Below are 21,096 nucleotides of genomic sequence, written 5' to 3' on the forward strand. Positions count from 1 at the left end.
TATGGACAAGGCAAAATTTACCAGTCAGTCGCCCATCGTAGTAGGATTGGATATCGGTACTACAAAAATTTGTGTTATCGTTGGTCGTAGAACGCAACACGGTAAGATAGAAATATTAGGAATAGGCAAGGCAGAATCGGCGGGAGTGACACGCGGAGTGGTTTCTAACATTCAAAAAACAGTGCAGGGTATTGCTCAGGCAGTTGAAGTAGCAAGCGGACAATCCAATGTAGAGATACAAGTGGTAAATGTGGGTATTGCTGGTCAGCATATTAAGAGCTTACAGCACAGAGGAATTTTAACAAGAAGAGAATTAAACAACGAAATCGGTAAAAGGGATATTGATAAGTTGATTGATGATATGTTTAAGCTGGTAATGCCTCCGGGTGAGGAGATCATCCATGTATTGCCGCAAGAATTTACCATCGATAATGAGCCAGGAATTAAAGATCCGATCGGTATGGCAGGGGTTCGCCTTGAAGCTAACTTCCATATCATTTCTGGTCAGGTTACGGCCGTAAAAAACATTATCAAATGTGTAAATAATGCAGGTTTGCAAACTCAGGATTTAATTCTTGAGCCATTAGCTTCTTCTGAATCGGTGTTGAGCGAGGAAGAAAAAGAAGCGGGCATTGCATTGGTTGATATTGGTGGTGGTACTACAGATATAGCCATTTTCCATGAAGGTATTATCCGTCACACAGCAGTTATCCCTTTCGGTGGCAATAGTGTTACAGAAGATATCAGAGAAGGTTGCTCTGTAATGCGTAACCAGGCCGAGTTGTTAAAAACACGCTTTGGTTCGGCATTGGCTGAGGAAAATAAAGAAAACGAAATTATTTGTGTTCCGGGATTACGTGGTCGCGAACCAAAAGAAATTTCGGTTAAAAACCTGGCTTATGTCATTCAGGCGCGTATGGAAGAAATTATCGAACACGTATATTACGAGATCAAATCTTCCGGATATGAGAAAAAGCTGATTGGTGGTATTGTAATTACAGGTGGTGGTGCTTTATTAAAACACCTATCTCAGGCGGTTGAATATGTAACCGGTTTAGATTGCCGTATTGGTTACCCGAATGAGCATTTATCTAAATATGAAGATATGCCTAAAGCCATTTACGACGATCTGAAAAGCCCGATGTATGCGACCAGTGTAGGCTTGCTGATCAAAGGAATCCAGAAAGCAGAAGAGTTAATTGAAGAAATGAAACAACCTGGTGTTTTTGTAGAAAAACCAAAAACAGCAAAAGAAAAAGAGAAGCGAGGACCTGGTTTGTTCGATAAATTACTGGCAAAAACAAAAACTTTCATTCAGGATGATATGAATGTGAGTGATGAAGATTACTTAAAAAGCTAATACTTTTCCACAAAAGATGAGTTTTCCACATTATTAACAGTTGTGGAAAACGTCTGTTGAAAAAGTGTTAATATTACATTGAGTAATGAACAGAATTTAAAAATTTTTAAACAACTGATTCATAAAGATATGCAGTTCGAAATGTTAAAAGATAAGTCTTCAATCATCAAGGTAATTGGTGTTGGGGGCGGTGGCGGCAACGCAGTGAACCATATGTACCTGTCAGGTATTACTGGTGTGGATTTTATTATTTGTAATACAGATGCCCAGGCTTTGGAATCTAGTCCTATACCCAACAAGGTACAATTGGGCGCTAGTTTAACCGAAGGAATGGGAGCTGGTTCTATTCCTGAGGTTGGTAAAAACTCAGCTATAGAAAATATAGATGATATTAAGGCCATGTTAGGTAGTACAACCAAAATGCTTTTTATTACAGCAGGAATGGGTGGTGGTACCGGAACAGGGGCTTCTCCAATCATTGCGAAAGCAGCTAAAGAACTTGACATTTTAACTGTTGCTATCATTACTACACCATTTTCTTTCGAAGGAAAAAGACGTAAACTGCAGGCCGACGAGGGAATGGAAGAGTTGAAGAAATATGTAGATTCGTACCTGGTGATCTCTAACGATCGCCTGCGCGAGATCTTCGGAAACTTAACCTTAGGTTCTGCCTTTGGCCAGGCCGACGATATTTTAACTACAGCTGCGAAGGGGATCGCAGAAATCATTACAGTTCCAGGTTATATCAACGTGGATTTTAAGGATGTACGTACCGTAATGAAAGATAGTGGCGTAGCCATTATGGGTAGCTTTGCCGCTGAGGGCGAAGACCGTGCATTACAGGCAGTTGAAGGTGCTTTGGCTTCCCCGCTTTTAAAAGATAACGAAATCGAAGGTGCCCGTTATATTTTATTAAATATAAGTTCTGGTTTGCGTGAGGTAACGATGGATGAAGTTTCGATCATTACCGATTATATTCAGGAGAAAGCTGGTTTGTCAGCAGACTTAATATGGGGTAACTGTACCGACGAATCTTTAAGCGATAAACTTTCTGTAACCATTATTGCAACAGGTTTCCAAACCTCAGAAGAGCGCGTACACGAAGAAAAAAATAAAAAGAAAATATCACTTTTAACACCAGAAGAAGCGCCGCTGGTTCGTCCTGTTGAACCAGTAAACTCTTTCATTCAACCTAAAACGCCATCTTATGAGCCTGTTTTAAAAACGAAGGAAGAAGTTTCGCAGGCAGATCTTTTCGGTGGTATGTTTAATAAGCCGGAACCTCAAAAATTTCAGGAGCCGGAAAATAATGTGGTTCGCCATACTTTAATTGAAGAAGAACCTCAGGTTGAAGAAGCCAAAGAAACAGGATTTGAATTTGAAGTTAAATTGGCAGAAACCAACTATGTATTCGAAACGCCAGTAGCCCAGTCAGTACCTATGCCACAACCTGAGCCAGAAATCGAAATGCCGGTTTTTGGATTAGATGACGACAAAAGTGACGAATCAATGGAAGAGCAATTGAAAAAATCTAAAGAACGCATTTTACGTTTAAAAGATTTGAGTATGAAATTGCGTACAACCAATGGTTTACAGGAATTGGAAAACGAACCTGCCTACAAACGCAAGCAAATGCAGTTGCAACAGGTTCAGCATTCTTCTGAATCGCAGGTGAGCAGGTTTACTTTAAGCAACGACCAGGACGGTGGTACAGAGATCAGGCCTAACAATTCTTTTCTCCACGATAACGTTGATTAAAACAAACCAAATATAATTTTAAAGCCCCTGATTTTACATCAGGGGCTTTTTTGGTTTTAAGCTAACTACTTTAATCTGTAGCTTTAAGTAGATCAGAAATGTATCTTTATTTTTTATTTAGGTTATTTTTTGTAGATTTAATTATCTAGTCATAAAACTATTTTAGATTTCATCAATTAATGCTAGACTTAAACTTTAGCCATTCTTCATATAAAGCCTTTAAAATATTACAGTTTTTACTTCAAATTAGATACTTATTAACTTGATATGATTAATGATAAAAAATATGCCTCTGATAAATTTATAAATCCCTTAATAATAGTGTTATTCATTATTACTACCATTTTTTATGGAGTATACGACTCAAAAATTCCAGCTTTAATAACTGCAATTAGTTTTGTTACTATTCTTTTAGGGGTGCAGATTTATAGAAACTATAAAGAAAATAATAAAAAATTGGCTGCGTGCTATTTAATCGGTTTATTGGCGATGTATCTTTTTGTTATTATATATAATTAAATCCATAAGAAAAATGAAAACCTGGCATGTTAAATCGCACAATATATTAATGTCTGGAAATGGATAAAAATGCAGTTTCTTACAGTTTAATGGATTTTGGATAAAGTTTTTGAGGATGAAACAATACTTAAAACCCAGGTAAATCAATGTAGTTTTAGTTGTCTAGCCATAAAGCTATTTGATGTACTATCATGCTAAACATAACTTATGCCAGATGATTTAGTTAAAGGCCTTGAACCACTATATTTTATCGTGATATGATTAATAATAAAAAATATGCCTCTGATAGATTTTTAGATCCCTTAATAATAGTATTATTCATTATTACTCCAATTGTTTATGGTTTTTGTGACTCAAAAACTCCAACTTTAATCTCTGCGATTATTTGTTCGGCCCTTATTACTGGTATACAAATTTATAAAAGCTATAAAGAAAATAATAAAAAATTCGCTGTTTACTATTTAATCGGTTTATTGACGATGTATCTTTTTGTTATTATATATAATTAAACCCATAAGAAAAATGAAAACCTGGCATATTAAATCGCACAATATATTAATGTCTGGAGATGGCGAAAATACAGTTTCTTTACAGTTTAATGCGCTTTGGATAAAATTTGTTGAAGAGGGACCAACACTTAAAATACAAGCACATCAATGCAGTTTTATAGATACTGTAACAGCCAGAGGAGAACAAGGGCGAATAAAGAAAGGAGAAACAATAAGATCTGATCGTGCAATTAATAAGGTTTTTGGGAAATTAAAAATTCACGAATTAGCCAATAAACATCAGGATTTCAGTAATTTAAACTTTATATCAAATTTATTTCCCCTGGCAGTTTCTAATTTTAACAACCTTATTTACAATATTAAATCCTATAATAAGGCTCATTTTGAAGATGGTAAGGGCTATTATAATACCAGAAAGTCATATGGAAAAAAATACCTTGATAATTCCTTTTTAGTCGGCACAACTGGCCCTCTATTGGGAAATACCTTAAAAGCTGCATCTGTTTCAATAAAGGTGTTTTCTTACCTTGGATCAGCTACCAACGCACTAAAGATTTTCACGCCATATACATTTAGTAATCTTTATGATAACTTAATCAAAATGTCAACCAAAAAACCTGTAATTATAGTAGATTTTGATAGTGAAAATGACAGCTTAAGGGATTCTGCTGGACATATTATTCGTGCTTACAGTGAGAAAATAATTGATAAAAGAGACGAGAAAATATCAGAAGAAAATATATTTGAAGCAATGTACAACGGAATTTCTGACTATATAGATGGATATGTAAAGAGGGCAAATAAACAACAATAAAATATTATTTTGCTAGATGTACTTATTGCAATTATTCATTCCATCTAAAAATAAATGATATATTAAGATTTATTGTTCATCTTCAGTACATTATACAGAATTTATTTGAATTTTATGTTAAAGGTAAATGTTAATTTTGTTGATTTTAAGCCGAATAAAGCTTAAATTCGCAAAATTTCATTATAAAAAATACATAGTACATTGGATATATTCGATAAGATAGCAAAGCACATGGGACCACTTGGCCAACACCAGAAATGGTCTCATGGGTATTTCTCATTTCCAAAATTAGAGGGAGAAATTGCACCTCATATGCAATTTCGTGGAAAAGAGCATTTGGTTTGGAGTTTAAACAACTACTTAGGTTTAGCCAATCACCCGGAAGTTAGAAAAGCAGATGAAGAAGCAGCTGCAAAATTTGGTATGGCTTACCCTATGGGAGCCCGAATGATGAGTGGTAACTCAAACTATCACGAACAGCTGGAGCAGGAACTTGCAGAATTTGTAGGTAAACCCGATGCATTTCTATTAAACTATGGTTATCAGGGCATGGTATCCATTATCGATACTTTGGTTGACAGAAACGATGTGGTGGTATATGATGCAGAATCGCATGCCTGTATTGTGGATGGATTACGTTTGCATATGGGTAAACGTTTTGTTTACAAACATAATGATATTGAAAGTGCCCGTAAGCAATTGGAGCGCGCCACCAAACTTGTTGAAGAAACTGGTGGTGGGATTCTTTTAATTACTGAAGGTGTTTTCGGAATGAGTGGTGCTCAGGGCAAATTAAAGGAAATCGTTGATCTTAAAAAAGATTTCAATTTCCGCATCCTGGTTGATGATGCACATGGTTTTGGTACCATGGGTAAAACCGGGGCCGGTACACATGAAGCACAGGACTGTATTGAAGGAATTGACGTTTACTTTGGAACTTTCGCCAAATCAATGGCAGGTATTGGTGCGTTCGTTGCTTCAACAGAACAAATTACCAATTTCTTAAGGTATAATATGCGTTCTCAGACTTTTGCTAAAGCATTACCTATGCCAATGGTAATTGGTTTATTAAAGCGCTTAGAATTGCTTAAAAGCAAACCTGAATTAAAAGATAAACTTTGGGAAATTGCAATGACCCTTCAAAAAGGATTGCGCGAACGCGGATTCGATTTAGGTGTTACCGATTCAGTAGTTACTCCGGTATTCCTGAAAGGTGAACTTTCTGATGCGACTGCCATTACTTACGATTTACGCGAGAATTATAGCATCTTCTGCTCAATTGTAGTTTATCCGGTAATTCCAAAGGGAATGATCGAACTTCGTTTAATTCCTACAGCAGTTCACACGCTGGAAGATGTACAACGTACTTTAGACGCTTTTAGCGAAGTTGCTGAAAAATTAGAGAACGGGTATTATAAAGAAAATCTTTTCGCTACCGTTTAAGATCAATCAAAATTATACAGGGCCCTTTAAACATGTTTGAAGGGCTTTTTTTGTATAGGTTGGTTTTCTAAATACCTGTATATCAGTCTTTTATTCTGTTCTTGTTACGTAATATGTTTATAAAGCTATAACATGTGGAAAAAAAACGTTTTAGAAGGCTGTTTTTTATTATTCCAAAAGTTTTTTTATTTCGTTAAACCCTTTAAATTAGATAATTAAAACTAAAAACCTTAAAGAACCATAGGAGTAATTAAAAATGAAAAAATTCGAAGAAGTAAAAAGTTTAGTGACAGCTTTAGAAGCTGATGCAGACAAATTTTATAACAAAGGTAACAGCGCAGCCGGCACCCGTATACGTAAAGGTATGCAGGATTTGAAAAACTTAGCCCAGGCTATCCGTTTAGAAGTTCAGGAAACCAAAAATAAAGCTTAAGCGAAAAAATATTATACTTAAGAGCCTCAGGATTTTCTGAGGCTTTTTTTTTAACCAATGTTAATTTATTGTAAATAAATATCACACTTACTGTAAAATTTATAATACAAATTAACCTTTGTAAAATAAGTTTTTTAGCTTTCTTATTATTTGCTCCAGGTCGTCTTTCAGAGATAACATTTGCGGAAATTTTGATCTTATAACACGTCATAAGATTTACGTTAAGGCAAAGTAAGTAATTACTTAAGTGAGCGATCATTTGGTATGATTGAAAACATTATTAGCAGGATAAGGTGTCAAAACATTTGCAATACAATAAGGCAGAAAGTAAGGATGTAGGTTATATATTGAATGTGCTCCGTAGCATACATACAGTAGATCCTAAATTGAAAGAAGAATTTGACAAACATCTTTTAAAGCTCAGGATTAAAAAAGATCAGATACTCTTCAATGAGAACGAAGTATGCGAATATATATACTTTATAGTTAAAGGTGCGCTAATGGGGTGTACCACTCATAATAAACAAAAAATAACCACCTATATTTCAATTGAAAACGATTTTGTAAGTTCTATTTCCGGGCTTCACGGATCTGATTATTCTCAGGAATATGTAGTCGCTGTTGAAGATACAGATCTGCTGGCCATCCACAATAGTGAACTCAACCGTCTTTTTGCATACCATTTCGAGCTTAATTATATCGTTAGGGTTGTTTTAGGGAAATATTATAAAGCTGCACAACAAAGGGCACACATTATCCGTGTTGGAAATGCAAAGGAAAGATACCTGTATTTTGCAAAAACGAATCCAGGCTATCTGGACCGGCTGCCCCTGGATGTGGTAGCTTCATTGTTGAATGTTAAAACTTCAACATTACTATCCATTCAGAAAAATTCTTCTAAAGCCAAAGAAGGCAATGCTGACCTTGTTGAATTCGGGCGCAAATTGGAACGTTATGTTAACGACCATCAGTTGTTCAGGCAAAAGGATATCAGGCTCAGTTCTCTCGCTCAAAAGATTGGCATAAGCAGTCACAAGCTTTCTATTGTGTTAAACAGCTATTTCAACACAAGTTTTATTGATTATATTAATCAGTATCGGGTAAACTGGATAAAGGATAGTATCCGTAATCCGGAGATTATGCAAAATTTTACACTTGAGGCCTTGGCTTATAGTGCTGGTTTTTCATCCAGAAGTGCCTTCTATAATTCTTTTAAAAAATTAGTTGGAATGAGTCCTCTCGACTATTCGAAAAACACTGAGGGGAAAAGACTTTAGTTTAACGTTTTTGTTACCGATATGCCGCTTGAGGTTATTTTTAGCTGGCTTATTGTATTGATTTATAATACTGGACAAACTTGATCCTGTTATCTTCGCCAGAATAAGCCTGATTGGCTAATTTAGTTTGACTAGCAATTTTATATATAGCTTTTACTGAATTTTGCCAAAACTGATTAACTATGATAAGAAAGATGCGTGATACAGATTGGAGTGAGGTAAGTACCATTTATCAGGAAGGAATCGACACGGGTACCGCAAGTTTTAGAACCCCAGACATTTCATGGAAGGACTGGGATTCATCACACCTTAAAACCTGCAGATTTGTGATCTTGCAGGGCCGGGAAATTGTTGGATGGTGTGCTCTTTTGCCGGTAATCGCCAATTATGACGCTGGTGGTGTTGGAGAGATTGAAGTTTACGTTAAACAGGGTTACAAGGGGCAGGGTCTGGGCTCTTCTTTATTAAACACCCTAATTGCCGAAAGTGAAAAAACAGGAATATGGATGCTTCAGGCAGGAATCTTCCTTCAGAATTCGGCCTCCTTAAAAATTCATGAAAAAGCTGGATTCAGGGTAGTAGGGTACCGGGAAAAAATAGGTAAAGCAAAAGGTGTTTGGCAGGATAACCTGTTACTGGAAAGAAGAAATAAATTAATTGCATGATAAACAAAAGGCCTTTGAAAATAATTTCAAAGGCCTTTTTATTGTTTTTAGTATCTGAATGACTTATAATCATCTGCATAAATCCCTTTCTCAAACCTCACAAGTTTTTCATTTCGAAAAAAGAAAAATTTGTAATTCGTGCTGGCGTAATATGTGCTATAAATTCTGGTTCCATCTTCTTCATTCGCAGCGACCAATTCCGGCTTGTTTTTCTTTTTGAAATCAGATTCTGACATGCCCATCGTAAAAGTAGGTTCGAAGCCTACAAAGGCCCTACAGCTCAGCATAACCAGTGCCAGGCCAATTAAAATTAATTTTTTCATTGTGTGTTTAGTTTGTGTGTATCGAAGCCAATTCAATAATGATGCCTTTAATATTTCTAAAACTTTTGTAACATTATAGTTTTTGAGCTTTGTTTTAAGGTATTGATTGTCAGTTATTTTGTTTTTATGCTTTTTTATTAAACACAAAAAAAACAGATTGTCTTCATTTGCATTTTTTCTGCAAAATCAAACAATCTGTTTTACATTGTTGGGAAATATTATTATAAGCAGCTTAAGCTACTTCACTTAGCTTTTCTATTTCTGCAATTATTGATTTTTCTAAAGATGCAGATGCTTTAACTAATGGCAACCTTACGGTATCGCCACAAACACCTAAATGTTTTAATGCAGCTTTTATCCCTGCCGGATTACCTTCTGCAAATGCCAGTCGGGTGAATTCTACTAAGCCTAAATGAGCAGGCAAGGCCGCTTTATAATCGCCAGCTAAACAAAGTTTTACCATATCAGAAAATTGCTTAGGTAAAGCGTTTCCGATTACTGAAATAATGCCTGCGGCACCCAAAGCGATCATCGGCAAAGTAACCGGATCATCCCCGGAGATTAAAAGAAAATCTTCAGGTTTATCTCTCATAATCTGGTTAAACTGATCGAAACTTCCTGATGCTTCTTTGGTCGCAATAATGTTTTTAAAATCATGAGCCAACCTGCAGGTAGTCTCAGGACTCATATTACTTCCTGTACGACCGGGTACGTTGTATAAAATCAAATCTAAAGGAGAAATTTCAGCTAAATATTTATAGTGTTGATAAATTCCTTCCTGGGTAGGTTTGTTGTAATAAGGACTAACAGATAAAATTGCACTATAACCTGCAGTATCGAAAGATTTTATGTCTTCAGCCACAGAGAACGTGTTATTGCCACCTATGCCGGCAATTAAAGGTAATCTGTTATTGTTAATTTCAGCAGTATAGGCCCACACCTTCTTCTTCTCGTCTTTGGTCATTGTAGCGGTTTCGCCGGTTGTACCTAAAGAAACGAGGTAATCTATCCCTCCATCTACCAGGTAATTAATCAGGTTTTTTAAGCCGTTATAATCAACTGATCCATCTGTGTTGAAAGGCGTAACTAAGGCTACACCAGTACCCTGAAATTTGTTCATTTTATAATTTACTTTTTTGTTTTTACCACGGAGCCACAAAGTACACCAAGGTTTTGTTCTTTTGGTTATAAATGGCCATTTATAACTCTTTTTATTCCATCTTTTATTTTTGACTCGTTAAAGTTAATGAGTAATCCTAGCTTACAGTTAGAGAGCTTTAAATATGTTATTGTTTGCGCTAAGTGAACATCTTTAAGAATATTTACAGCTTTCACTTCAATAATAACTTTTCTTTCAACCAAAATATCTATTCTGTCATTACAATTAAGTTTTATATCCTTGTAATGAACAGGAAGATCTATTTGATTGGAAACTTGCAGCCCTGCATTAATCAATTCATAAACCAGACAAGCCTCTCATAAGCTGACTCTAACAATCCTGGCCCAAGCTCAACGTGAACTTGATACGCAGCATTAACAATTAATTTAGCAATTTCATTTTCAGTCATCCCTTAATGTTTTAAATATTTCTTATTTATTAAGCAATAGGGATGCTTTTAATCAATTCACTTTGTGTTCTCAGTGTCTTTGTGGTAACCTACCTACTTTATCATTTCTAAAAGCTCGGCATCGCTGATGATCGGGACATTGAGCTTATTTGCTTTTTCCAGTTTTGATGGCCCCATATTGTCGCCCGCTACCAGATAATTCAATTTGCCCGAAATGCTGCTCAGCATCTTTCCTCCGTTGGCCTCAATCATATCTTTTAGCTCATCGCGGCTAAAGTTTTCAAAAACGCCCGAAATTACGAATGTTTTTCCAATAAGTCTATCACTGTCCAGCGTTATTACTTTTTCTTCAATTTCAAACTGTAATCCTGCTAATTTTAATAATTCTACCTGCTGTAAGTGCTCAGATTTTCCAAAATATTCAACAATACTCTCTGCTATTCGCTGTCCAATTTCATCAATAGCAATTAAATCCTCTACAGTTGCCTTTGCCAAATTATCTATATTCTTAATTCCGGCGGCCAGTTTCTTTGCTACTGTTTCGCCAACATAACGGATGCCTAAGCCAAAAAGCACTTTTTCGAAAGGCATTTCTTTTGATTTTTCAATGCCTGCAAGCATGTTTTCGATAGAACGTTCGCCGAAACGATCGAGGTTTTTAAGTTCATCTGATTTCTGGTACAAGGTATATAAATCACTAATGTGGTTTACTAATCCCCGTTTGTAAAAGGTTTCGATGGTTTCATCTCCAAGTCCGTCTATATTCATGGCCTTGCGTGAAATAAAATGCTGGATTTTTCCAACAATCTGCGGTGGACAACCTTCATCATTAGGACAGTAGTGCACTGCTTCTCCTTCTCTCCTGATTAATTCTGTTCCACATTCGGGGCAGTTGTGTAAATAATGAACCCTTTTAGCATCAGGCAAGCGCTTATCTAAATTTACCTTAATAATTTTTGGAATGATTTCACCACCTTTTTCTACATAAACGGTATCGCCTTCATGTAAATCTAAACGCTCTATTTCGTTTGCGTTATGTAGTGTAGCACGTTTAACTGTGGTGCCGGCCAATAAAACAGGTTTTAAATTGGCAACCGGCGTAACTGCTCCGGTTCTGCCCACCTGATAGGTTACCTTTTCTAAAACAGTTTCAACTTCGGCCGCTTTATATTTGTATGAAATGGCCCAGCGTGGAGATTTGGATGTGAAACCCAATTCTTGTTGTTGCGCATAACTATTTACCTTAATTACAATACCATCAATATCGTAACTTAGTTTAAAACGTTCGTTTTCCCAATGGTGAATAAATTCCAGAACTGCATCGATATTAGAAACCAGGCGGTTATGTTCGCAAACATGAAAACCCCAGTCTTTTACGGCATTTAAGCTTTCCCAATGGGTTTTAAATTCATTTTTATCCGTGTACAGGAAATAAATAAAACCGTCTAATGGCCGTTTAGCTACTTCCTTGCTGTCTTGCATTTTTATAGTGCCTGATGCAAAGTTACGGGGGTTTGCATAAGGGATCTCACCTAGTTCTTCACGGGCAGCATTTAAGCGTAAAAATGCCGCTTTGTGCATAAAAATCTCGCCACGGATTTCGAAATGTTCAGGGGCAACGGTCGATTTGATCTGGTGAGGGATGGTATGGACAGTTTTTACATTATTGGTTACGTCATCACCTTTTGTGCCATCACCACGGGTAACCGCACGTAAAAGTTTGCCATTTTCGTAAGTAAGACTGATAGACAGGCCATCAAATTTTAACTCACATACATATTGAAAATTATCACCAATTGCTTTACGGATGCGTTCGTCAAAATCCCGGAGATCCTGTTCGTTATAGGTATTCCCCAGCGATAACATCGGGTATTTATGATTTACCGTAATAAAATTTTTGGTGATATCGCCACCAACACGCTGCGTAGGCGAATTGGGATCGGCAAAGTCAGGATTTGCTTTTTCGAGCCCGGCTAGATGTTTTAATTTTTTATCAAATTCATAATCGCCAATGGTAGGCATAGCAAGCACGTAATAGTTATAATTGTGCTGGTTTAATTCGGCCACCAGGGCATCCATTTCTTCTTTTATTGCAGTTAGCGACATAAGACAAATATAGAAAAAGGAGGAAAGGGTTTTATGGTGTGGAAGACAAAAAAACTGCTCTGTTTAATCTTTTTTAAGATGTTAGCGAGAAATCGTCATTGCTGTAAAGGTCTTTTCGGCTGACGAAGCAATCTCTTACCGTGGGTCATAGCGATCGTTGTAAGATTGTGTCGTCGTCCTCCTCGTAATGACGACTTTTTTAGATCGCTCCATTCCACTGCGTTTCAGGAGATGACGATTTCTCTTACAAGTCTATTTTTTCTTCAATTTCCTTAAAAATATCCAGGTAGTTTTTTTTCAAAGTTGCCTTGAAAAGGCTCAACTGAAAAGTGAGCGCCTGAAGTTGTTTTTCGCTCAATGTTTCTGGCCACAAACGCATACAGATCCTGTTAAGGGCATAACTTATGTTTTCGAGTTTTTGGTAACTCAACAGGTATTTACTGCTGATGAATTTCGCTAAAAAATCGAAAAATATTTCAGGATTTTTAAGCTTGCAGTGCTCCAGGAAATCGCTTAACGATTCTTTTTTTACGGCATCAAGTTTATCGTAAAAATGGTTAACCTGAACCAGGTTGTGCTCCACTAATAGATGATCTAATAAAAGTTCTAAGCCAATATGGGCAAGAAAGGAAGGGCGCACAGCAGTATTTTCTACAATGGGCTTAATGAGCTGTTTAAGTTCGGTAGTTTTCTCAAGGAAGAAATTAGAGGAATGAAAAAGCAGATCAACAGCTAAATGTCTTTTCCAGCCAATTAGCAGGCTTTCTTCGTCAGGGTTCCCTTTAAACAGGAATTCATTCTTCTGGGGATATAAATTTGCTTCTTTAGCCGCATTTTTAATCAGATCCGGCAAAACAGTTCCCATTACCACATTGGCATCATTACTTGTCCGGTCGAAATAATAATGGGATAAAAAGTTCATTTTGCAAGGTAATGTTTTCTTGTATGGTTGTAAAGGCAAAGTTCAATTATGATAACTCATTTACAAAACCAACTAATTTGCTTTAAACTAAGCTAAAATTTTATCTTTGCACGCACATTATTAAAGTGTTTGTACAATGACGAATTTTGTTGAAGAGTTAAGATGGCGTGGCATGCTGCATGATATTATGCCGAATACTGAAGAAAAGTTAAACGAGGGTATGACTTCCGGTTATATCGGTTTCGACCCTACTGCAGATTCGTTACACGTTGGTCACTTAACACAGATCATGACACTGATTCATTTTCAAAATGCCGGTCACAAACCATTTGCTTTGGTTGGTGGTGCTACGGGTATGGTAGGAGATCCGTCAGGGAAATCTGATGAACGTAACCTTCAGACACCTGAAATGATTGAGCATAACTTGAAAGGGATGAAAAAGCAATTGGCTAAATTCTTAAAATTTGAGGAAGGCGGAAATGGCGCAGTAATGGTTAACAATGCCGATTGGTTTAAAGATATGAATCTTTTCACTTTCATCAGGGATGTAGGTAAACACATTACTGTAAACTATATGATGGCCAAGGATAGTGTTAAAAGGCGTTTAGAGGGCGATTCTGGTCTATCTTTTACCGAATTCTGCTACCAGTTGATTCAGGGTTACGATTTCTATCATTTATGGAAAAACGAAAACTGTCTGGTGCAAATGGGAGGATCTGATCAATGGGGCAATATTGTTACCGGTACCGAGCTGATCAGAAGAAAAGACGCTGGTACAGCTTATGCCATTACTACACAACTGATTAAAAAGGCAGATGGAACCAAATTCGGTAAAACCGAGAGTGGTGCAGTTTGGCTAGACCCGGAAAAAACTTCTCCATATAAATTCTACCAGTTTTGGTTAAATGCATCAGATGATGATGTGAAAAAATGGATCCGCATTTTTACGCTTAAAAATAAAGAAGAAATAGAAGCCTTAGAAAAGGATCATGATGCCGCACCGCATTTGCGTATCCTTCAAAAAGCTTTGGCTGAAGATATCACTATAAAAACCCATTCTGCAGAAGCCTTGGAAACGGCTATTAAAACATCTGAGTTTTTGTTCGGTAACGGTTCATTGGAGTTTTTAAAAGGCTTATCTGATAAAGAGGTGTTGGATATATTTGATGGTATACCACAATATAAAATCTTAATTGAAGAACTGGGTGCTGGAATTGATGCAGCAAGCTTACTTGCCGAAAAATCAGCTATATTTCCGTCAAAAGGAGAAGCCAAGAAAACCATTCAGGGAGGGGGAGTTTCTGTAAACAAAGAAAAGGTAGCTGAAATGGCTCAGATATTTACCGCAGATCATTTAATAAACGACAAATTCATCGTCGTACAAAAAGGAAAGAAAAACTACTTCCTTTTAATCGCTGAATAATATTATTAAGCCCAATGAAACTGATCATAAAAGATCTGTTCATTGGGCTCGAATTTAAAATTGAACAGGAAGTTGATCTCCCGCAAGCGCTCTTATTCAAGCGTATCAGTTAAGAGAACCGGACTATGAGATTATAAAGCAGTCTGCTCATATGATCTGGTTTGAGGACAGTTGGAATAATGTTCATCATACATATATCGGCTACCATTGGCATAGAATATAGAGCGGAAGTTTTGAAGTGTTAAAGACCAGCGGAGGACAAAGCTTAAATTCCTAAAAGAAAAAAGCTAGCTGTAACGACTTAAATGGGATGATAATTTTAGATTACTTAAATACGTAAAACTTATTAAAACACTTATAACATTTGTATCTCTTAACTGAAATCCAAGGCATAAGTATTTTAAAGATAAACCCTCTTGGTACTCTATAGGTTTCGAAGTTTTTACACTTCGGGCAATGCACGTGGATTTTAACTGAAGTTAATTTTCCTGAGGATTCCATGATAAGCGTTGTTTGGTTAGACAAATTTAAGCAAAATAAAATCTAAAAATATTATCGAAAAACTACCATTTTGTTAACTTTATCTACTAATTCTCAGTATTATGACGAAATATTACTTAATGTATTCTTAAATATGGTTGATTTAAATAGTTTTGCTTCTGTATAAGTTAACAGACGGTATTAGGGTGATTTTGCAGATAATCCTATCCGGTACGGTAAATAAAGTAGTTTTAATGGCCTACCGATCCGTAAAACATCGAGTGGCTTAAATGATATGCTATTTTTAGTAACTTAAATACGCAAAATTATTAAAATACTTATACCATTTTACCTAAGAATACCAAAGAAAAACTTCCATTGTTCATTCCATCGAATATTGTTTTGTTTTTAAAATAAAATATGCTCAAAAGGGTTTTTAAAGCTGTTTTTTGCTTTATAATCCTTCACTTCTCTGTCAGTTAAGAGGCAATATTCAAGCAATTTTTTTAACTCATCATTGTTCATTTCCTGGCCAATAAACACAAGCTCATTTTTACGGTCTCCAAAATCATTATCCCAATCTGCATCAATTTCAGCTCTGTTTTCCTGATAGTCCTGGTATTGTTCACGTTCATGCTGTTGCATACTTGCCCACCAAACACCTGCCAAATCGATGCGTAAAGAACCACCCGCTTGCGAGAAATTAATAGCTTGTTCTGGCATGGCCGCCAAATAGAAGATACCCTTGGAACGGATAATGTTCTGTGGAAATTCTTTATTAATGAAATGCCATAATCTTTCAGGGTGAAAAGGTTTTTTGGAACGGAATACGGTCGAACTTATTCCATATTCTTCTGTTTCGGGTTGATGGACTTCTTCCAGCTCCTTTTTCCATCCTGCACCATCTGATGCCGATTCAAAATCGAATAAACCTGTATTTAAGATTAAGGCTGGATTTATTTCTCCGAAGAGTGTCTGATAAATTTTAGCTGTAGGGTTAAGTTTTGCAATTAGCGCCTTAAGTACTTTAAGGTCGGTATCACTTACCAGGTCAGTTTTGTTCAATAAAATAACATTGGCAAATTCGATCTGGTCGGTAAGTAGGTTTACAATAGTCCGTTTATCCGCCAGGTTATCAACCATATTACGGTCAGCAAGCTTATCTGCCGAGCCAAAATCTTTATAAAAATTGTAAGCATCTACAACAGTCAACATGGTATCTAACTCGCTGAATCTGCTCAGATCAATACCGGAGGCTTCATCTATAAAAGAAAATGTTTGTGCAACAGGGATGGGTTCAGATATTCCGGTGCTTTCAATCAGCAGGTAGTCGAATCGGTTTTCCTTCGCCAGTTTTTCCACCTCAATCATCAGGTCTTCACGCAAAGTACAACAGATGCAACCATTGCTCATCTCTACCAGTTTTTCATCAGTTTTAGATAAACTATGCTGATTTTTGACTGTAGCAGCATCGATGTTTACCTCACTCATGTCGTTCACAATAACCGCCACTTTTAAATCTTGCTTATTCTTTAATATGGCGTTTAGCAGGGTGGTCTTGCCACTGCCTAAAAAACCGCTTAATACGGTTACCGGTAATTTCTTTATCATTTTAATGCAATTGTGTTGCAAATATACAATTGATAATTAAAAATGCAACTAAATTGCTTTTGTGTTTATGCATTAAATTTATCTCATTGCGAAAAAAGGAATTTACAGCAACAACTTTCATCCGGCAGGCTTTTCAGCTTCAATACTTTAACTCATAAATACGCTAGGTCATTTGCAGATATGAATGCCAGGGCTTGCCCTAAATTCAGGTTCATTATGCAGACAGGTCAATGAATGATCGAATAATTTTAGGATGGTTGTGATGACTTTTATAGTTTTTTTATACATAAAAGCACTTTTTAAGCTACTTAAACAAACTGGGTATTAATTTAAACAATTGTGCTATCCTTAAAATTGTAGTTGTCTTAGCTTCGAATATTCAATACAGGGTAAAACCATTATCTTTCTTTTCAAACATGATGCTGAGGTAAGTACACCAACACTTACCTAAGAGTGCTTAATGCTGATCTTAAATCTCAGTGGGCGCCAAAGACAGATTGTTCAAAATGAGGAAAACTAAAATTGGTTTTTATTGTAAGGAGCTAACCAAATAAACCAAAATTTATGACCAAAAACTACTACTACTACAAAGAGGGATTAATCCGCTCTTCGCTACCTGAAACAGTTGAAAAATCTGTTTTGATGACCCTGATTTATTAGGCCTGGCGTACAATTATCCAATTCTATTTCTTTTTTAATGATTTTAAATAATGGAAAAAATAACCAATATGGGTAATAGTGCGCGCTCCGGATATAAGGGGGCAAAGCAGTTATTACTCGTGATGTATTTAATACTGATTACTTCCGCTCTGTTCGTTCATACAGCTGCTGCCCAACAACGGCGAAAGATAACCGGAACGGTAGTTGATGAACAAAAGCAGCTGCTAATAGGAGTTACTATCACGGTAAAAGGCACTAATTCTAAGGTGCAAACCGGCACGAATGGCGAATTTGCCATAGAGGTACCGGCCGACAGGCAGACACTTATAGTTGCGTATATAGGTATGAAGACGCAGGAGGTAAGTGTTGCCGGCAAAAACAAAATAAACGTAACAATGAAATCTAACTCCGATCAATTGGGTGATGTTGTGATTGTGGGATACGGCGTTCAGAAGAAACAAAGCGTGGTTGGTGCAATTTCTCAAACAACCAGCGAAGTGTTGGAAAGAACAGGTGGTGTATCTAGTTTAGGTGCCGCATTAACCGGAAATTTGCCAGGTGTGATTACCACCGCCAGCACCGGAATGCCGGGAGATGAAGATCCTCAGATTCTCATTCGGGGGCGTAGCACCTGGAACAATGCCAGTCCGCTTATTTTAGTAGATGGAGTTGAGCGATCGATAAATAATATAGATATCAGCTCCGTAGCTACAGTATCTGTACTTAAAGATGCCTCAGCCACTGCGGTATTTGGGGTAAAAGGAGCAAACGGCGTAATCTTAATCACCACCAAAAGGGGACGCGAGGGAAAGGCAGAAATCAGGGCAGCTGCTAATACAGTAGTTAAATCTGCATCTAAACTTCCTGGTAAGCTCGATTCGTATGATATGTTCCAGGCACGTAACCGGACAATCGAATATGAACTGGCACTCGCTCCGGGCGCCTGGAGTTCCTATCTTCCCGAAGCTGTGATGCAAAAATACCGCTCCCCAGCCAATCTTGAAGAAGCCGAGCGTTACCCCAATGTAGATTGGGTAAATACCTTGTTCAGAGATAATGCAATGTCTTATAATGCCAATCTTAACATAAGCGGTGGAACTTCATTTGTAAAGTATTTTTCTTCTGTTGATTATCTTGACGAAGGAGATTTGTTTAAAAGGTTTAGTAACGATCGTGGTTATAGCGGTGGCTACAGTTTCAAAAGACTGAATGTAAGAAGTAACTTAGATTTTCAAATTACACCATCAACGGTATTCAGAACAAATATCTCCGGTTCACGGGGTACGTCTGAGCGCCCATGGATTGATGTTAACCCTTATAACACCTGGACTGCTGCTTATTCTGCAGCGCCAAATCTCTATCTTCCGGTTTATTCTGATGGTACATGGGGATACTACAAACCCAATGAACAACAAAGTTTAAACTCTGTGCGAATTTTATCTACCAGTGGTATGCAAACGACCACAACTTCCCGTATTACCACAGATTTTACCTTAGATCAAAGCTTAAATTCTCTTGTTAAAGGATTGAGCCTGAAAGGAACACTATCTATTGATAATACTTTTATCGAAGCTGGCCGCGGAATTGATGACCGTAATAACGGAACACTGAGTAAATACATTGATCCTGAAACAGGAGTGGTAAGTTATTCACAAACTAAGGATGCGGCAACAGAGCTGGAATGGAGAGAAAGTGTAAGGTGGGCAAGCCGTGCGGGTGATGTTAACGATGCCGCAACTTACCGCCGGATGTTTTCTCAAATGCAAATCAATTATGCCCGAACCATCGCTCAAAATCATAATGTAACGGCTATGGGGCTTTGGAGCAGAGATAATACCGCCACCGGAAGTATTATTCCTTCTTACCGTGAAGACTGGGTTTTCCGTACCACTTATAATTATGCAGGTAAGTATAGTGTAGAATATAACGGAGCTTATAATGGTTCCGAGCGATTTGCACCTGCCTATCGTTTTGATTTCTTTTCTTCCGGAGGACTTGGATGGATGATTTCTGAAGAAAAATTTATGAAACCGATCAAATTCATCAATTCATTGAAATTACGCGGATCGTATGGTGCAATTGGCGATGATGGCGGTTCTCCAAGATTTGCCTTCCTAACGAACTGGGCATTTGGCGGCACTACACCGCTAGGCATTACCGGCGAAGCTGCAGAGAATAGTCCTTACAACTGGTATAGGGAAACTTCGGTAGGTAATCCAAATGTACGTTGGGAAAAAGTTGTAAAGAAGAATATTGCACTTGATTTTGGATTTTTTGGAAACATGATCTCTGGAAGTGTAGATTTCTTCCAGGACAACAGGAGTGATATTCTTACCAGCAATCGTGCTGTTCCAAGTTACTATGGTGCCACACCACCTACGTTTAACGTAGGGAAAGTGAAATCAAGAGGATTTGAAATCGATCTGCGTTTTAATAAGAAAATCAACAATAACCTTACATTATGGAGCAACATTAATTATACTCATGCCAGGAACAAAGTTACCTATGCTGATGTTGCCGGATTGTTACCGTTATATGCTAAGCCTCTTGATAAACAGATTGGACAGGCTTATTCTTATGTGAGCGCTGGTTATTACAATACCTGGGATCAGCTTTATGGAAGTACCATGCACAATGCCAACGATCAATTGAAAATCCCGGGAAACTATCACCTGGTAGATTACAATGCTGATGGGGTAATTGATGCGAATGATAACATTCCTTATGGTTATTCTGGCGCTCCTGAAAACACCTACAATGCGACTATAGGTTTTGAATGGAAAGGTTTCAGTGCCTTTGCTCAATTTTATGGTGTAAATAATGTTACCCGCCAGGTTGTATTTGGAACATTTTCAGGAAAGAATACAGTTGCCTATGATGAAGGAAGTTATTGGTCAAAAGACAATACAAATCCTGATGGTCCGATGCCACGTTGGGAAACAACGCCAGCGGGTTTTTACACAGGAGACAGGTATTTTTATGACGCATCTTACCTGCGTTTAAAAAATGCTGAGATAGCTTATACATTTAGACAGGACTGGGTTAAAAAAGCAGGAATCTCAAGCATGCGTATATTCTTAAACGGAAACAATTTATACGTGTGGACTAAGATGCCGGATGACCGTGAAGCGAACTATCAAAGTGCTGGCGGACAAGGATGGGCTTCACAGGGTGCTTATCCAACTGTAAAGCGGTATAATCTGGGCGCTAATTTCATCTTCTAAC

At 37.2% G+C, this 21,096-nt stretch carries 18 protein-coding genes; 11 read left to right on the forward strand and 7 right to left on the reverse strand.

Features of this window, described 5'->3' with window-relative positions:
• The first annotated feature begins 1 nt into the window (after position 1).
• The 9 genes from ftsA to IM793_RS03635 all read left to right on the forward strand — a co-directional run bounded on the left by ftsA (position 2) and on the right by IM793_RS03635 (position 8,778).
• Positions 2-1,360 (forward strand): cell division protein FtsA, encoded by a 1,359-nt coding sequence (ftsA, locus tag IM793_RS03595; protein ID WP_121282312.1) that lies wholly within the window; start codon positions 2-4, stop codon positions 1,358-1,360.
• A 129-nt stretch (positions 1,361-1,489) separates the two neighbouring features.
• Entirely contained in the window at positions 1,490-3,118 is a 1,629-nt protein-coding gene (gene ftsZ, locus IM793_RS03600; protein WP_193419967.1) for a cell division protein FtsZ, read from the forward strand.
• Between the two features lie 267 nt (positions 3,119-3,385).
• Positions 3,386-3,637, forward strand: coding sequence for a hypothetical protein (locus IM793_RS03605; RefSeq protein ID WP_193419781.1), 252 nt, complete (start codon positions 3,386-3,388; stop codon positions 3,635-3,637).
• Between the two features lie 257 nt (positions 3,638-3,894).
• Entirely contained in the window at positions 3,895-4,146 is a 252-nt protein-coding gene (locus IM793_RS03610) for a hypothetical protein (RefSeq protein ID WP_193419782.1), read from the forward strand.
• 13 nt (positions 4,147-4,159) lie between these two features.
• A complete protein-coding gene (locus IM793_RS03615) occupies positions 4,160-4,960 on the forward strand; it encodes a hypothetical protein (RefSeq protein ID WP_193419783.1) in 801 nt (266 codons plus the stop codon).
• 201 nt (positions 4,961-5,161) lie between these two features.
• Positions 5,162-6,403, forward strand: coding sequence for an aminotransferase class I/II-fold pyridoxal phosphate-dependent enzyme (locus tag IM793_RS03620; protein ID WP_086545008.1), 1,242 nt, complete (start codon positions 5,162-5,164; stop codon positions 6,401-6,403).
• Between the two features lie 256 nt (positions 6,404-6,659).
• On the forward strand, positions 6,660-6,836 hold the full coding sequence (locus IM793_RS03625; protein WP_055915195.1) for a hypothetical protein: 177 nt from the start codon (positions 6,660-6,662) through the stop codon (positions 6,834-6,836).
• A gap of 305 nt (positions 6,837-7,141) precedes the next feature.
• Positions 7,142-8,113, forward strand: coding sequence for a helix-turn-helix domain-containing protein (locus IM793_RS03630; RefSeq protein ID WP_193419784.1), 972 nt, complete (start codon positions 7,142-7,144; stop codon positions 8,111-8,113).
• Positions 8,114-8,295: 182 nt separating this feature from the next.
• Positions 8,296-8,778 carry a GNAT family N-acetyltransferase gene (locus tag IM793_RS03635; protein WP_193419785.1) on the forward strand — a complete coding sequence of 161 codons (483 nt, stop codon included), beginning with the start codon at positions 8,296-8,298 and terminating at the stop codon, positions 8,776-8,778.
• A gap of 47 nt (positions 8,779-8,825) precedes the next feature.
• On the opposite strand, the gene IM793_RS03640 is transcribed toward IM793_RS03635, so the two are convergent.
• From IM793_RS03640 to IM793_RS03660, 6 genes are all read right to left on the reverse strand, one after another.
• Positions 8,826-9,101: a hypothetical protein gene (locus IM793_RS03640; RefSeq protein ID WP_131526948.1), complete on the reverse strand. Its 276-nt coding sequence runs from the start codon at positions 9,099-9,101 to the stop codon at positions 8,826-8,828.
• Between the two features lie 232 nt (positions 9,102-9,333).
• A complete protein-coding gene (gene dapA / locus IM793_RS03645) occupies positions 9,334-10,221 on the reverse strand; it encodes a 4-hydroxy-tetrahydrodipicolinate synthase (protein WP_193419786.1) in 888 nt (295 codons plus the stop codon).
• Between the two features lie 65 nt (positions 10,222-10,286).
• Positions 10,287-10,556 (reverse strand): GxxExxY protein, encoded by a 270-nt coding sequence (locus IM793_RS03650; RefSeq protein WP_255511861.1) that lies wholly within the window; start codon positions 10,554-10,556, stop codon positions 10,287-10,289.
• Positions 10,553-10,669, reverse strand: coding sequence for a GxxExxY protein (locus IM793_RS25095; RefSeq protein ID WP_370629756.1), 117 nt, complete (start codon positions 10,667-10,669; stop codon positions 10,553-10,555). The genes IM793_RS03650 and IM793_RS25095 overlap by 4 nt, the downstream gene beginning before the upstream one ends.
• A gap of 93 nt (positions 10,670-10,762) precedes the next feature.
• A complete protein-coding gene (gene ligA / locus IM793_RS03655) occupies positions 10,763-12,775 on the reverse strand; it encodes an NAD-dependent DNA ligase LigA (protein WP_193419787.1) in 2,013 nt (670 codons plus the stop codon).
• A 244-nt stretch (positions 12,776-13,019) separates the two neighbouring features.
• Positions 13,020-13,697: an ACP phosphodiesterase gene (locus IM793_RS03660; RefSeq protein ID WP_193419788.1), complete on the reverse strand. Its 678-nt coding sequence runs from the start codon at positions 13,695-13,697 to the stop codon at positions 13,020-13,022.
• A 136-nt stretch (positions 13,698-13,833) separates the two neighbouring features.
• Between IM793_RS03660 and tyrS the strand changes: the two genes are divergently transcribed.
• On the forward strand, positions 13,834-15,120 hold the full coding sequence (gene tyrS / locus IM793_RS03665) for a tyrosine--tRNA ligase (protein WP_193419789.1): 1,287 nt from the start codon (positions 13,834-13,836) through the stop codon (positions 15,118-15,120).
• Positions 15,121-16,008: 888 nt separating this feature from the next.
• Here the strand turns inward: tyrS and IM793_RS03670 are convergent.
• Positions 16,009-17,211: a GTP-binding protein gene (locus IM793_RS03670; protein ID WP_227256128.1), complete on the reverse strand. Its 1,203-nt coding sequence runs from the start codon at positions 17,209-17,211 to the stop codon at positions 16,009-16,011.
• Positions 17,212-17,921: 710 nt separating this feature from the next.
• Between IM793_RS03670 and IM793_RS03675 the strand changes: the two genes are divergently transcribed.
• The gene (locus tag IM793_RS03675) at positions 17,922-21,095 is read left to right on the forward strand and encodes a TonB-dependent receptor (RefSeq protein WP_227256129.1); all 3,174 of its coding nucleotides are present in this window, start codon (positions 17,922-17,924) and stop codon (positions 21,093-21,095) included.
• Position 21,096: the final 1 nt, after the last annotated feature.

This window comes from Pedobacter sp. MR2016-19, from assembly GCF_014947265.1.
GTDB lineage: Bacteria > Bacteroidota > Bacteroidia > Sphingobacteriales > Sphingobacteriaceae > Pedobacter.

Bases quoted from the DNA above. Each gene is read 5' to 3' on its own strand.
- ftsA (WP_121282312.1), top strand. From the start codon at position 2: ATGGACAAGGCAAAATTTACCAGTCAGTCGCCCATCGTAGTAGGATTG.
- ftsZ (WP_193419967.1), top strand. From the start codon at position 1,490: ATGCAGTTCGAAATGTTAAAAGATAAGTCTTCAATCATCAAGGTAATT.
- IM793_RS03605 (WP_193419781.1), top strand. From the start codon at position 3,386: ATGATTAATGATAAAAAATATGCCTCTGATAAATTTATAAATCCCTTA.
- IM793_RS03610 (WP_193419782.1), top strand. From the start codon at position 3,895: ATGATTAATAATAAAAAATATGCCTCTGATAGATTTTTAGATCCCTTA.
- IM793_RS03615 (WP_193419783.1), top strand. From the start codon at position 4,160: ATGAAAACCTGGCATATTAAATCGCACAATATATTAATGTCTGGAGAT.
- IM793_RS03625 (WP_055915195.1), top strand. From the start codon at position 6,660: ATGAAAAAATTCGAAGAAGTAAAAAGTTTAGTGACAGCTTTAGAAGCT.
- IM793_RS03635 (WP_193419785.1), top strand. From the start codon at position 8,296: ATGATAAGAAAGATGCGTGATACAGATTGGAGTGAGGTAAGTACCATT.
- IM793_RS03640 (WP_131526948.1), bottom strand. From the start codon at position 9,101: ATGAAAAAATTAATTTTAATTGGCCTGGCACTGGTTATGCTGAGCTGT.
- dapA (WP_193419786.1), bottom strand. From the start codon at position 10,221: ATGAACAAATTTCAGGGTACTGGTGTAGCCTTAGTTACGCCTTTCAAC.
- IM793_RS25095 (WP_370629756.1), bottom strand. From the start codon at position 10,669: ATGACTGAAAATGAAATTGCTAAATTAATTGTTAATGCTGCGTATCAA.
- ligA (WP_193419787.1), bottom strand. From the start codon at position 12,775: ATGTCGCTAACTGCAATAAAAGAAGAAATGGATGCCCTGGTGGCCGAA.
- IM793_RS03660 (WP_193419788.1), bottom strand. From the start codon at position 13,697: ATGAACTTTTTATCCCATTATTATTTCGACCGGACAAGTAATGATGCC.
- tyrS (WP_193419789.1), top strand. From the start codon at position 13,834: ATGACGAATTTTGTTGAAGAGTTAAGATGGCGTGGCATGCTGCATGAT.
- IM793_RS03670 (WP_227256128.1), bottom strand. From the start codon at position 17,211: ATGATAAAGAAATTACCGGTAACCGTATTAAGCGGTTTTTTAGGCAGT.
- IM793_RS03675 (WP_227256129.1), top strand. From the start codon at position 17,922: ATGGAAAAAATAACCAATATGGGTAATAGTGCGCGCTCCGGATATAAG.